This is a genomic window from Microcoleus sp. T2B6, assembly GCF_036700475.1.
Classification (GTDB): domain Bacteria; phylum Cyanobacteriota; class Cyanobacteriia; order Cyanobacteriales; family Microcoleaceae; genus Microcoleus.
In genome coordinates this window covers 80376-94909 of sequence record NZ_JAUBOZ010000008.1, presented here as the reverse complement: position 1 = coordinate 94909, position 14534 = coordinate 80376, and the positions used below count along the sequence as shown (strand labels likewise).

Annotated in this window: 11 protein-coding genes; 7 read left to right on the top strand and 4 right to left on the bottom strand. The window is 41.2% G+C overall.

Annotated elements, in window-relative coordinates:
• Positions 1–217: 217 nt before the first annotated feature.
• From QUA00_RS05780 to QUA00_RS05765, 4 genes are all read right to left on the bottom strand, one after another.
• Positions 218–3481, bottom strand: a complete 3264-nt coding sequence (locus tag QUA00_RS05780; RefSeq protein ID WP_333409001.1) for a DUF1156 domain-containing protein — start codon at positions 3479–3481, stop codon at positions 218–220.
• A gap of 96 nt (positions 3482–3577) precedes the next feature.
• Positions 3578–6904, bottom strand: coding sequence for a helicase-related protein (locus QUA00_RS05775; RefSeq protein ID WP_333409000.1), 3327 nt, complete (start codon positions 6902–6904; stop codon positions 3578–3580).
• Between the two features lie 92 nt (positions 6905–6996).
• Positions 6997–7380: a hypothetical protein gene (locus QUA00_RS05770; protein WP_333408999.1), complete on the bottom strand. Its 384-nt coding sequence runs from the start codon at positions 7378–7380 to the stop codon at positions 6997–6999.
• Positions 7377–7790, bottom strand: coding sequence for a hypothetical protein (locus QUA00_RS05765; RefSeq protein WP_333408998.1), 414 nt, complete (start codon positions 7788–7790; stop codon positions 7377–7379). The genes QUA00_RS05770 and QUA00_RS05765 overlap by 4 nt, the downstream gene beginning before the upstream one ends.
• 2 nt (positions 7791–7792) lie before the next feature.
• On the opposite strand from QUA00_RS05765, the gene QUA00_RS05760 reads away from it, so the two are divergent.
• The 7 genes from QUA00_RS05760 (at position 7793) to QUA00_RS05730 (ending at position 14529) form a co-directional block, all read left to right on the top strand.
• Positions 7793–7969, top strand: coding sequence for a hypothetical protein (locus QUA00_RS05760; RefSeq protein WP_333408997.1), 177 nt, complete (start codon positions 7793–7795; stop codon positions 7967–7969).
• Positions 7970–8799: 830 nt separating this feature from the next.
• Entirely contained in the window at positions 8800–9135 is a 336-nt protein-coding gene (locus tag QUA00_RS05755) for a hypothetical protein (RefSeq protein ID WP_333408996.1), read from the top strand.
• Between the two features lie 329 nt (positions 9136–9464).
• Complete coding sequence (locus QUA00_RS05750) at positions 9465–10376, top strand: glycosyltransferase (RefSeq protein WP_333408994.1); 912 nt, start codon at positions 9465–9467, stop codon at positions 10374–10376.
• Between the two features lie 26 nt (positions 10377–10402).
• Positions 10403–11347: a glycosyltransferase family 2 protein gene (locus QUA00_RS05745; protein ID WP_333408993.1), complete on the top strand. Its 945-nt coding sequence runs from the start codon at positions 10403–10405 to the stop codon at positions 11345–11347.
• A gap of 101 nt (positions 11348–11448) precedes the next feature.
• Positions 11449–12633 carry a glycosyltransferase family 4 protein gene (locus QUA00_RS05740; protein WP_333408992.1) on the top strand — a complete coding sequence of 395 codons (1185 nt, stop codon included), beginning with the start codon at positions 11449–11451 and terminating at the stop codon, positions 12631–12633.
• Positions 12617–13807 (top strand): glycosyltransferase family A protein, encoded by a 1191-nt coding sequence (locus QUA00_RS05735; RefSeq protein WP_333408990.1) that lies wholly within the window; start codon positions 12617–12619, stop codon positions 13805–13807. The genes QUA00_RS05740 and QUA00_RS05735 overlap by 17 nt, the downstream gene beginning before the upstream one ends.
• On the top strand, positions 13804–14529 hold the full coding sequence (locus QUA00_RS05730; protein ID WP_333408989.1) for a PIG-L family deacetylase: 726 nt from the start codon (positions 13804–13806) through the stop codon (positions 14527–14529). Before QUA00_RS05735 ends, QUA00_RS05730 begins: the two co-directional genes overlap by 4 nt.
• Positions 14530–14534 lie beyond the last annotated feature (5 nt).

The following is a 14534-nucleotide window of genomic DNA, read 5'->3' as shown; positions in this document are numbered from 1 at the left end:
GGGTGGATTTATTGGCGAATCTCTTGCCAGTTATACTCTTTTGGTAAGTCTTGACCTGCTAGAACCCAAACTTCGGTTTCTTGCCAAGCATTTTCTGCTACCAATAGTTTCTGGCGATCGCCTAAAATCTCAGTAGCTTTTTTTCCAGATTAACCAAAACTTCTTCGATGTTTGTGGCCATCTTTTAATATTTAGGGGCTAAAGCCCCTACTACGAACTAGAATAAACTTAATTGATCTGTACCTCCTAATGTGGTGATGTGATTGCTGATGCTTTCAAGTAGCGCCCGTTCGTCGCTTCCCACTTTTGCCAGTTCGATTAATGCTTGCAACACTTGGTTAAATAAAGCATTGCGGCGCAGTCCTTGACTATCGGCATAGTCATCAACTTTGCTTACGTCACCGGCTTTCCATAGATGCATGATACAGTGAATTTTATCAATGAGAGGAATGGGACGAGTACCGTATCCTTCATAACCCATTGATTTGCGTTTGCGCTGTTGCCAAGGTTTAAGTTTTACTTTGCTACCTTTGCCGGTGTCGGTGTCGCCATCGTCAGTTTCCCTGTCTTCGTCCTCGTCTTCGTCTTCGTCTTCCTCTTCCTCTACGGTTTTAGATTTAGCAGAACTTGCAAATAAATCGAATTGACTGGCTAAATCTTTATCGGAAAGTCCGCAGGAAACCGCGTAAAGAATGCACGCGCCAATGGGGGCTTCTTCTATGCCAAAATCATGCCGATGTAACAGGTAATAGGTGGTGATGTCATCGAGACCACTGGCGTTTTCATCACCACCTGTTTCAGAGAGGAAACGCCCGACAACGAAATCTAAAACCAGGCGGCGAACTTGGCTGAGAAATTCGCTGACGGTGAGGACTTTTCCGGGGTCGTTGGCTTTTTTGACAACGGGATATTTACTATAGGATTCCATTGCTGGGCCGGTGGCTGCCCATACGAAGTCAGGCCCGCGTATGCCATCATCCCAGAAGCGCCGCAGTTTGTCGGTGATGTTGGAACGCATTTCGTCGAGAACTTTGTTGTCCCATCCGGGACGGGCGGTTTGGGGGCGTTTTTTACAGACTAGCCAAACTGAAGAGGAAAGGGCGGCTGAGGCATTCGCACGCATTCTACCAGAGCGTTCTGTTTGAATAGGCCAGCTTCCATCTACAATAAACCCAGCACGGATAATAGCAGAAACAAGGGTTTCCCATGCGTCAGGATGTTTATGAGCAAAAACAATAACTAAGCGTCCTTCTGGTGTCAATGATTTATAACAAGATTGGAATACTTTAAACATTCCGTCTTCATATATAGCTTTCGCTTTTTCTTTATTACCATCAAAACGAGTGGGATTATCAATTAATTCACCATCATTTTTATCATAATCCCATTTTGGAGCTAACTTTTCTCTAAAAGCACTGTCAATTTCTTGAGAGACTCCGTAGATACTTCTTCGTATCCAAATATAGAAGAAATCCATTAAGTCTGAGTAAGAAATAGCATCGTAATAGGGTGGATCTGTTATAATAACATCTATATCACCGAAAGAAATAGATTGGGATGATTGAAGAATTACATTAGGATTGATCTTTCTGGCTGCTGTTTGTGTAATGTGGGAACAAACAAGGGAAATCCACTCTATTTCTCCAGCATAGTTTCCACTGGCACCTCCTAAAGGATTTGCTTCAGCAAAATCCCAAAGAATAGGGAGAGCAAATCGAGAAAATGTTTGCTCAATTACGCTGCTTTTTATATTCCAAATGCACTGGCAACTGCTACGATTTGCTACTCTATCTATTGCGAGCGACAAATAAGCTAATAAAGCCTCTATCCAGTCACCAGAGTAATTATTCGTTTTTATTAGTTTTGCCGTACTGCGAGTATGCTTGCTAAACGTACCTAGTACCAAAAGCTGACGATATATAAAGATATCTTTCCATTCTAATAGTCCATATATTCTTAGAGAACATGAGTTTTGTTTTGAACCTGCGGGTAGTGGTGTAGGTTCCTCTGGTAACCCAAAAGGAATCTCAGAAAACACCCCTTCTAATTCCTTCTCAGCCTCAGCAGCTACTTGAAATTCCTCAGAGGTAGGCAAACGATACTCCTTCCCATTTTGCCCATCCACCACTACCGCCGTCATCACTTCACCTAACTGTCCCGCACATCCTTCTAAACGAATATCTTGCATCGTCATAATCGAATTACAGCAAGGACAAGTTGCCCCAGATTTCGACATCGTACCCGCACCAATTTTCAGATCGTGCGCTTTCTTCTGAGCCTCATTTCCTCCCACTATCGGCACATCATTCTTTATAGCAAACACCAAGCCGTTTTTCTCAGCATTTGGTTCCATTGTCAGCAAAACGCGCTTTTTATCTTTCTTGCACAACCAGCGCGTTTTTAGCAGAGGCGCGATCGCCCGACAGCTTTTACACTTAACAGTTCTCGCCCACAAATAAGCTACCGTTGGTTTCGGTATCCATCGCGGATTTGTCGCAGTAGCTAAATACTCCTGATCAAATTCCTGATTAAGTTTGACTAAATCTAACGTGCCATCCTCCAATAAAAGCACTTTTTTCAAGCTCGTAGTAAGCACTGAAGCGCCATCTTCTAAAGGCACTTCAGTGCCTACGACGAAAGATTTTCTCCCGGTTTTTAGTGGTTCAATTTCGGCATAAGTCGGATAAAAATTAGCTAAATCTTTTCGTGCTTGATTGAGTACCCACAACCCCCAAGCACGAACGTGCCAAGCTAAATCTGCTTCTATGGTAACAGAAGATTCTACATAGGCTGCTGCTTCATCCCAACCGGTAATTTTTTCCTTATCCTTATCTAAATTAAGCTTTTCTAATTGTCTTTTTAGCGAAGCACCCTTTAGCCCCTGCGCCTTAAAATAAGACTCCATAAACTCTTTATCTGCCAAGGCAAAATCAGGCAAAGGCAGCTTTTGACCCGCCAATTTTTGCGGATATTCCAAGGTACACTTGAGGATAAACCACGCCACCGGATTAATATCGATCGCCGTCACCTCACATCCCAACCGCATTGCCTCCAACGGAATCGCCCCGCCACCGGCAAACGGATCTAAAACCTTTGGTACTCGCCCCCCATAAGCTTCCCGAATCTTCTGGCGAAACCACTCTAAATCCTCACTCGATTCCTGCCCCCAATGTAGAATTCCGCCGACTGTTTCCTCTTTAATAGTTTGCTTAACCTTGCCGTTAGCTAACTTCTTTTCAACCGTTGTTTCCTTAATCGTGCCCGCCAGTCGCAACAAAATTTCATCTCGTTCTGCCTTATTGCCAGGATCGGGCAATAATGTGGCAATTAATGCCGCTCGACAAGCTGCCAAAGGTCGTCTCGCTGGCCAAATATGCAGCGTGGAAATATGACCATGCCGCACATTTTTTTCATGCACAGAATCAAGAGAAACTTGACGCAGGGGAAAGGCAACTTCAATTAAGCGGGGGGTGTCAGTCATTGCACTAATTTAAGGTTCAGGGTTGTATAGGGGCTAAAGCCCCATCAGGCACAGTTAGCTTACGGGCTTACTACGAACGGAACGAAACAAATGCTTTTAATGTGAAGGATTGGAAAAAGATTCTGCCGCTTCTAAAATTTCTGATTCGTTAATTACCACACTAATTTTTTTCTTCCCAATTAACCTACCAAACGGGTCTTGAATGCGTAACAGTTGCGGATGAGGACTGGCACAATTAAACACGACATACAACCAATAACTCTCCCGCAAATTACACGCCGAAATCCATTCATTTTCGGTTAACTCCACCGTTCCTCTGTCAGCCCGCCCTTTAACTTCAATTAATCGTCGTTCTCTGTTAGGATAGCGCGAAAGTAAGTCAAAACCTGGATAGTCAGTTAAATTTGCTGCCCTAGCGCGTTCCGGTGTCGAGACATCTTGCACGGTCGCTCCATTGGCTACTTCATGGGCCCACGCCACTTGTACGGCGATCGCTTCGATTTCTAGATCCTGTCGCTTTCTATCTTCGGGGTCAGCAGAAGGAATTACCAAGGCGTGGGCGATAAATTCTACCTCTCCCACTGTAATCAGTTCTGGTTCCCGTTGCAAGGCGGCGATCGCGTGCGATCGCATCGCTTCTAACTGCCGCTGACGGTTTTTCACCTTCGTCAATTCTCCCTTAGCGCGACTATCCCCAGCATTCGCCTTATCCCGCAGTCTTACCCGTTTCGCCGCTAATTCTGATTCCTGATAGTCGTACCCACACCGCAAAAACCGCAGGCGATCAGGTAATTGTTGGGTGAGTGCCTGACGCTGTTGACTTACTAAAGATTGCCCGATCGTCTCCCACGCATAATTTAAAGCGCAATTTGCCGAAGTTTCTGCACTTAAAACAAACTCACTTAAATCAGCAGACATTTCTTGACTTTCACGCAATAAAGTTAAATATTCCGGTGCTACCTCCATAAGTTGATCACCTATTTGTTTGATTCCCACCAGCCTATTTTCCAAAACATTCTGGCGTAATAATTGCGGATAATTAGCATCTGATTTCCGAATGACTGAAACAGAAAGCAAATGGAATAAATAAGGATCTGTTGCCCTTGAATCGACAAAAACAGCACCTTTTAGGGCTTCATCAGCAAACCGCCCGCAGAGATACTCGCGTAAGCGATCAAATATTGGTTCGCCGGGATGTAAAAATACAGCATTGTCACGATTTTCTGGTTTATAAACCGTAAGACGATGGCGCGATTCTTCTGGATAAGTTTCTAAAACCTTCCAAAACCAATCTAGCGCTCCCGCTTCTAAAGGTTTAAATGAAAAATATTCATCTAAATTTCCCTCAATACCAATGCCAATTAGAGGCGCAACCTTTTCCAAAAACTGACGAACATAACCGGGTAAAAGACGGCGCAGTTTTTCCCGTTCCATTTGTTCATTCAGTTCGGGAAGATGCGCTCGTACATCTCCCCCTTCTCCATATAATTTTTGTGCTTCTTGTTGTAACTGCGCTACTTGTTCAGTGGTTAATTTCTGCTCAATTTGTTGTGCTGCGTGTTCTGCCCCTTCTTCTGTTAGGGCAGCTTCCATATATTGTTTAATTGAAATTCCTTCAAAAATCCGCCCGACTACATCAAAAACTTTATCAGAGCGCAACTCTTTCCGAATGCGTTCTAACTTATCTAATAACGTTTTCAATACTCGACCTTCCCGAGTTTTACCAGCAACTAAATTCATAATAATTACCGGATCGTGTTGCTGACCAAACCGATGAATCCGTCCCATACGTTGCTCTAAACGGGCCGGATTCCAGGGAATATCATAATTAATCATTATCCAGCAAAACTGTAAATTAATTCCTTCTCCTGCCGCATCTGTCGCAATTAAATATTTTGCTCCTCCCTCCTTTATTGGTGTGCGGAAAAATTCTACCTGTTCATCTCTTTCTATATAAAGCATCCCACCGTGAAGACAAGCTACTTGATCGGCATACCCCATTCCTTCCAATCTGCCAGTTAAAAAGTCTAAAGTATCGCGATGTTCAGTAAAAATTATAATTTTTTCATCTTGATATTGAGAGTTATCCAAAAACTCCTGTAACTTCTTAAATTTAGATTCTTCAGCCAATTCATTAATACGATTTGCTAGATCGAGCAAATATTTAACTCGTTCGCGTTCAACCTCTAAGTCTTCTAAAGAAATAACAGTGATGGCTCCTAAAGCCTGGTTTTGACTGATTTCGCTTTCTTCTAGTCCTCCCTCACTACTTTCTTCATCGGCAGTTTTTTCCTCTAAAATATCATGGAGATTGCGGTCTAACCTATGTTGTAAATCGCGTAATTCATTAAGAGAACCACGCTGAATATCATTAATTAATTTCTCAATTTTTTCTAAACGTCGCTCAAAAGATTTAAGTAGCGCATAAGTCGAACTTGCTAACCGTCGCTGAAATACACTCATTGCTAATTTAGCCGCAGACCGATTTAAAATTTGAGCGCGGTTATAGTAATTTTCAATATAGTGAGTAGTTTTTTCATAGAGAGTTTGTTCGCTAATTTCACCTTGAGTGAGTTCGTAACTCAGAGTGTCTGAAATTCGCATCGGATAGATGAGAGTGCCATCAAAACGCACCATTTCCTCTTTGGTGCGTCGCATAAAATGTTGCTGACGAGAAGCAGGAGGGTAAGTGTTAAAAGCGTCATAAGTTGACAAGACTTCTGGCTCCAATAACCGCCACAAATAATAGTAGGGAAAATCCTTCCCCTGATGAGGGGTTGCTGTCAGTAACAATAAATGCTGACAAGTCCATTCTAATTGGCAGTTTTCATCATCGTTAATTCCCACCAAAGCTTCTGCCAGCTGGTAGCGTTTAGTTTTGCGAATATAAAAGTCTGGTTCGCGATCGGCCGAGAGTTTGTGAGCTTCGTCAAATATTACTAAATCATAGGGAATTACTGGCGACTCTTGCAGACGCGAAAACATTCGCTCTCCTGCTAAAGTATCAACGCTAACAATAAGAAGGTTGCTATTTTCACCAATAAAGGGATTAGTAGATTTTGCTTCGTTGCCAGTGGCAATGCGAAACGGCAGACTAAATAATTTGTTCATTTCCCGTTGCCAGTTTCCCAATAAGCCAGCCGGTGATACAATGAGAACCCGGTTAATTAACCGACGCGATAGCATTTCGCGAATGTAGAGACCTGTCATAATGGTTTTACCAGCACCGGCATCGTCAGCAAGGAGAAACCGCAGTCGCTGATGTTGCAGTAAATGTTTGTAAACTGCAATACGCTGGTGGGGTAAGGGTTCAATAAGTGAGGTTTCTGTGGCGAAGGTCGGATTAAATAAATAACCGTAGGCCAGACGCTCTGCTTCTGCAACTGCCCAAACTTTTCTGGGACTGGCTGAAAATTTAATCATAATATTTGTTCGCGCCTGTTCCTTCAGTATTTAATTTCTCATCCTTCATAGGAAAGGTAAACCATTCTGCCATTGCGATCCCCTAAAAAAATTTAAAGGTCTAATAGGTTTAACTGTTTACGCAACTGTTCAACATTCTTGATTTGGCTCCAGTCCACATCAGCCTGTTGTAACAGAGAAATCGCCACGCCCATCAAATGCTGAGGATACACTCGTTCTGCTGGTGGCACAGCTTGGGCGTTGTTGTCCCTAACAAGTCTGGCTGTATCTGCTAACCATTCGTGCTGGTTGCGAGTAATTTTGAAATTGACCGCTACCAGTTTCTCCTTGGAATTAGCCAGAGTCGCAGCTTCAACCGGAGGGTCAAGAGCCGGTGCCCTATCAGCTTCCATATCTACAGATGCCGGTGACTGCTTAATTCCCGAAAACTGGCTCAGCTTTCCAATCCCCCCCATCTTACTTTTAGGTTTGTTCACGACAACCTCCACAATTTTTTGCACTCTGAGGCCAAAAACCGATAAGATGAAGAACCGGATGACTTGGCAGCATAGGCGGTGACAGGCTTTTGCTGAGCAATGGATTCTGCCACAGCAATGTTGTCAGGAATCACCGTATGCAGCAGCCGATAGTCCAGTTCCACAGAAGCCTCAACCAGCAAACTGTCAGCTTCTTGGGTTAACAGCAGGCGCGACTTATAGCGAGTCCGTAACACCTCAATTGGCACTCCTGTTTGCTCCCCTCGAATTAATTCCACCGCTTCCGACAACCCTTTGAGGGCAGCCGGTTCGCACAGAGTCGGAATCAACACGCGATCGCCCGAAGTCCCAAGCACCGCAGCAAAGACAGCAATTAAGCACCTAGCAAACACTAAACGGAGTCTAGTCATTGATGTTCATTGCACCAGTCGTCCCGGCAATTACTGCTCAGCTTTCTCAGTTGCCAAACAATCAAATTAATGCCCAGGTAGTCAGCGTAGGCGACAGGAACACTCTCACAATCCGTAGCAGCAATGGGCAAAATATAACCGTGCTGCTGGCTTGCAGGGAATCAGCCGGGAGGGAATGAATCAGCCACACTCCTCAACACACTTCTTCCGCGCGGTACAGCGGTTAAACTTCTACCAGTAGACAAAGACCAGTACGGACGCACCCTTCCGTAACCGTCATTTGGAGCCTTTCCTTAGTGTCACCGTCAAACCGCGACTTTCTCAATCTCTTCTAAAAGTTTGCTGTGCGGCTTGGTTATGCAGCTAATGTCTGAAGTCGCTGCGGGTTTTTATTCAGGATAAAGTCGAGATTTTACAGATTCTCGCTTCTCTCTAAGACGTTTTTCTAGGTGCTTCACATTAAGTTCACCATAGTATCCCCCTATTAGCGCCAGTGTGCTTAATCTGCTTCGGCTCTGGTTGTGCCCTGTCTCCAGCTTCACTCTGGTGATTATCCTCGGTGTGGACAGATAAGGAGTCACTTCTAACCTTGAAGGGAGGGGCTTACACCCTCATCCAAGGAACAGTTATAAGATTTCAAGGTGTTACCTTGACGTTCTCACCGCAGCTTATGAATTAGGCTGCGAACGAGTCGCACTCAGACCGAGAGTTCAGCCTTGTGGCTGGAAACGCTATGTACGGGCTTTTTACCGTGATTCACGTTTCAACGAATCGCACTTGCACCCATCATTATCTCACTCTCTACTGCATTGTTGCATCGGTCGGCAGGGATTTTCTTAACGAGGCGGTTGAGCGGGGTCGAGGGGAAAGAAGGGGAGATCGCGAGCATCCCGTTTCGCTGAGCACGAACACTTGCCAAACGCGAGGTTATCGGTCGGTTGTCCTCGCTCGCAGCGCCCTCCGAGCGACCAATTAATCCCGCACTTCCCCAAACACTACGTGCAGCACTGTGCTAAAAGCTATACCAATTCAAGGTTTGAATCAATTGGCAGCTTCACCGCTACGGAAGGAGGCGATCGCCTTTATGTTTGTATTGCACCCTTGGAAAGTAAGGGCGCGTATTTTTCTACCTTCCTCTTTGATGCGATCGATCCAACAAAGCAAAATTTTGCCACAAATACTGCATTACTGCATCCGTCGGGAGTATTTCTTAACGTTGCGGGTGAGCGGGGTCAAGGGAACAGTGGAGCAAAAGGCAGTAGGTCGTGAAGAGATTGAGACTTGGGCGATCGCTATTATAAACAGCCTTCTAAGAACTCAACATCAGGTAGTTTACCCGACCTGAAGTGTATCACTTGATTCAAGGCAGTTTGAAAAATAATTTGGCAGAAGATATGCTACCCTTGCTTTATAATGTTGAAAATCGGATTCATCGGCTCTACTACCATGAAGTGGTATGGCTCTCACCCTCATTCAGCCAATTTCTCGCAAGGATTCAGGTCGGGAATAGATGCGGTTGCCTCAGTGGAGAGAGTTTCGGCAGTAATGGTAATTGTCTAGCACTCAGGCAACCGTTCCTACACGAAACCGTCACCACAGTAGTCTGTTTTTCTATTTCTACCGACAGTTCAAACATTTGGAAGTTTTCTTTTCTTAATTCTAAAACATTTTCTTATGTCAGAAATATTGAAAATCGGTCCTTCCTTTCCATATGTAACTGTAGTCATTCCAGCCTTTAACGCTTCTTCATTTATTGCTGTTCAATTAGATGCCCTTGTACAGCAAGAGTATCCCGGCGGTTGGGAAGTCATTGTTGTAGATAATGGATCAACTGATAATACAGTAGAAATTGCTGAGTCGTTTAGACATAAGCTAAATATTCAAATAGTCTCTGCCGTAGGTACTTATTGTCCAGCTTATGCACGAAATACTGGTGCAAAAATTGCTAAAGGCGAGTTACTGTGTTTCTGTGATGCAGATGATCGTGTTTGTCAGAGGTGGATATTGTCTATAGTTTGTTCCGCCTATCATGCCGACGCTGTAGGCGGACGAATTGATGAGGTTAGTCTAAATGACCCAAAAATTCAGAGATGGCGCACTCCTCTTTCTCGGTCAGGCTTGCCAAATGCTTGGTACTATCTTGATTATGCTCCTAGTGGGAACTTTGCAATTTGGAAAGATAAATTTGATCTTCTTAGAGGATTTGATGAAGAATATTATTCTTGTGAGGATATTGAAATATGCTGGCGTTTACAAATAAATGGAGGTACTTTGTCCTACTCTAATGATGCAGTTGTCTCCTATCGACATCGCAATTCGTTACTGAGACTTGCCCGACAAAATTATATACGTGCAAGATGGGCAGTTTCACTTGTTGCTAAATATAAGGCAAATAGGGAATCTGGTCCACATCTTGGAAGTCTGATCGATCGAGTTTTATACTGGCATCCTATTTCTCCAAACTTTTTTTCTATAGGTCGTCTAGTTGGGATAATTTCTATGGAGTTAGGTATTTTAGCTGGAATAGTTCTTCAAATTTGGAATAATATCAAGATATTAACGATAACTTCAAAAGATTCTTTATAAATCAAGCTTATTTAACTACAATACAAATGAAATCCATGAAAAAACAACCCAAAGTTTTAGTGATAATTCTTAACTGGAATCAGAAAGATGATACTATAGGATGCTTAAATTCCTTGAAGAAGATTAATTATCCTAACTATCATATAATTGTAATTGACAATAATTCTTCAGATGACTCAGTAAATGCAATTTTGCAAGCTCATCCAACTATTGAAGTTTATAAGCAGAAAAGTAATTATGGATGTGCTGGAGGACGTAATGCTGGTGTAAAATATGCTGATAATCAAACAGATTATATTCTTTTCTTAGATAATGATACTGAAGTAAGTCCGAAATTTTTGACGTATCTTATTGAAACTGCTGAACAAGAGTTAACTGTAGGGATTGTTAGTTCCATGATATTATATTGGGATAATCCATCTATTGCATGGACATCGGGTGGTTCAATTGATAGGAATGGAATAGTAACTGCTCTTTACTACAACGAGCCACAATCTACTGTACCAAATGCTTCATATAAAGTAGATTGGGTTCCTGGTTGTGTTCTACTAGCGAGAAAATCTTTATTTGAAGAAATTGGTGACTTTAATGAAACCTATTTTATTTACTTTGAAGATGTTGATTGGTGTCTAAAAGCTAAACAAGCTGGATATTACGTTGTTGTTGATCCCAGATCAATCGTTTATCACAAAGCTTCTCAGTCTTTAGGGGGTGAAACATCATTAGGAAAACTTTATTATATGACTCGTAACCATCTCTTGTTCGTTAGCCAATACTACAAAGGAATAAAATCATTTATGTCAATTAATTTGATTTTAATAGAAGAATTAAAAAATATAGCAGACCAAGTAAAAATGAAAAAATTTATGCAAAGCTTGATTAAAATAAAGGCTATTTTTCATTTTTTTGTTGGCAAAAAAGGGGCAATTACACTAAAGAATTCCCCAGCCATTAGTACAATAATAAAGTGATAAATGAGAGCATCTATCACGCCCAAATATTTTTTTATATCCGAAAAAATTACCTATCAAATTCATACTTCCTGATTTTTAAAGTACGCTTTTATTTGCCAATGAAAATACTATTAGTTCTATACTATCCATTTCATCCTCATCATCTTGCTGGTGGTGCTCAGACGCTTTTATTGTTGCAAATGCAAGCCCTAATCAAACTGGGCTTTAATTTTCGGATTCTCTGTCCTTACTGTGACGCAAAAGGAATAGTTGATAACACACATATCGAGATTTTTCCCGTACTTAGTGAAGTGACAATTACTGAACCTTCACCACAAGACCAAGCATCAAACCTCAAAGTAATTGCTCAGTTCTTAGAAGGTATCGATCTGGTGTGGACTGTAGACCGAAAATTTCCTCTGGTAATTGAACAGCCAATTATACTAACATTTACCACTCAATGTGTGTATCCTGATGAATGTTCAGCTTTGTTTGACGGTAATTGGGATATGCTTCTTCTGCTTTCCAATTTTAGTAGACGTAGTATAGAAGATTGGCTTCCTCATATACATAGTTTACGAAAAGCACCATGCATTGAAGTAGTTCCTGCACCTTTTGATCCTAAGCTTAGTATTCATTCCGATTCGGTATCGTTTAATAAATTACTGGGGCAAAATAATACAAAATTACGGTACATCTTATTTCCCCATCGCCCTGAGCCAGGAAAGGGACACGAAGAAGCATTGGAAGTATTGAAAGAATTAATTAAATATGATCCAATGTACCATCTATTAGTGCCAGAGCCACCAAGGTCTCGTAAATTCGATGTTGACCAAGAATATCGTTTTATTAGTTTTCTCAAGTCCAAGATTTCTGAACTTGATTTGAATGAAAATGTAACTTTTCATGAATGGATTCCGCGAAATCACCTCTACTCATATTATTCTTCTGGGGAGTGTTGCCTTTTTCTGTCAATGTTTCCTGAAACTTTTGGACTTAGCCTCATTGATTCATTGCTTTGTAAAACTTTTGTCATTAGTCATGGTGTTGGTGCTCTTTCTGAAACAGTCCCACCCGGCTATGGACATGTTGTTATTCCAGAAAGAGATCCTGTTAAAATAGCACAAGCAATTGTCAATGGTTCAAGTCTCAAAGAAATAGAGCTTGGCTATAACTTCGTTCGTGTCCAATATAATCCCATTGAAATTGGGAAACGATTGGCTACTTTATTTTATTCAGTTACAAAATCTGATTGGTTATTGTTAGGTAATCAAAGGTTAACAAATAATGAAAACAAAAGTTAGTATTATTACAGTCACACTTAATAGAGTATCTCTTGAGGATGCCTGCGCTAGTATAGATAGACAGTCTTATCCTTACTGGCATCATTATGTTATTGGAGATGGAGTTCTCCCAAGTGACTATGCTCACAGCAAGCGAACATCTTTTGGGTTTAGCCGTGCTCTTGGGGCTGAAGAGCCAGGACTTAACAAACCTGATGGCACACCAAATCCACTACAGAGGTGGGCTTTAAAGCATCTTGATATTTCTGATTTTGTCTGTTTTCTGGATGACGACAATATCTACAAACAAGACTTCCTTGAAGAAATGGTTTCACTACTTGAGAAAAATCGCTCTCATGGAATTGCACTTTGTGGTGTGGAAGATCGTCGCTACCATCAAAACATTGATGGATTTCCAGAAATAGGTCATTGTGATAACAGTGGTTTTATGGCGAGGGGAGAAGCGGTTAAGAGTATCCCTTTTCCCTTCGCAAGTATGGAGAAAGAGGTTATACAAGATGTAGAGTATATATGTACTCTGTCCAAAGTTTTTGGATGGGTAAGGACTGATAAATGCCTTGTTGTATTTGGCAATTCCCCTGACCTACCACCAAAACGCAATGGGGTTAAATTAGTGACTTCTTGGGAGGGTCCCTTTTTGGCAATGCAGATGATTCGTAAAGGTGACAAATTCAATGGTATTAAGCAGCTAGAAAAATGGGTAAAGGAAGATCCATTAGACGGTTGGTCACTTTGGCAACTTGCTGAAGCATTTCTCGTAACTCAACAAAAAGATAGAGCCTTAAGTTGTTGGCAACAATGGATTAAATTAACTAGTAATATCAATAATCCATTTAATGACTACATATACTATTGTCAAGCTGTAGCAAAGTTTGCTATCGGAGACGATAAATGGCAAGAATCGCTCAATTATGCCTTGATTATGGTTGAGAGTAGGATAAAGGATAGCATAACTATTGCTGAACCATACTTTAGTCGTGGACTCTATTCACTCTGGAATAATGAATTTTCTAAAAGTGTTAGTGATTTTCAGTATTCCTTAAAACTATCTCAACGGAGTGGTGAACTTGATGATGTCATACATGGCATAAAATTATTGGGATTATTACAGCCTGAAAAAAATGAAATCATCACAACTATTTTAAATTTTGTAGAGAAAAACAGGTATTTATGAGCAAAACACATTTATTTTTATCTCCTCATTTTGATGATGTAGTTGGTTCTTGTGGGGGTTTTATTAGTCGTTTGTCAGAAAAGGGCGAAAAAGTGTATATATTAACGATTTTTGGTGGTGATTCTCTTTTCCCACTATCAGAATTAGCTAATGAACTACATTTAATTTGGGGAGCAGAAACAATTGTTACAACACGACGAAATGAAGATACTTTAGCCTGCAAAAAGCTTGGAGCCATTTCAAATTTTTTACCATTCCCTGACGCGATTTATCGTAAAAATTCGCTAGGACAAAATCTTTATTTAACAATTCAGGATTTTAGAACGTTGCAGAAGCAAGAAGATAATATGCTACCTTATGAAATTGTGTGTAGCCTCAAGAATAATTACAATATTTCTTGCTCAACAATTTATTGCCCAATGGCGAATGGGAGTCATGTCGATCACATTTTAACTCAAAAAGTTGGCTTTTTGCTTAAGAAGGAGGGCTATAATGTTATATTTTATCAAGATTTTTACTATGAACAGGAGGAAAATGAAATTTTTAATAGATTATCGTTAAAACGTATAGATATCAATTTGAGTGATCAAGAATTAACATCCAAGATCAATGCTTTTAAATGTTACAAATCACAAATTCTCTGCCTCTTTGAATCTTGGGATTCTATGGAAGATTATTTTAACACTGTTGGTTCCGTAGAAACATTTGCTTTTTTTAGATAATTTAG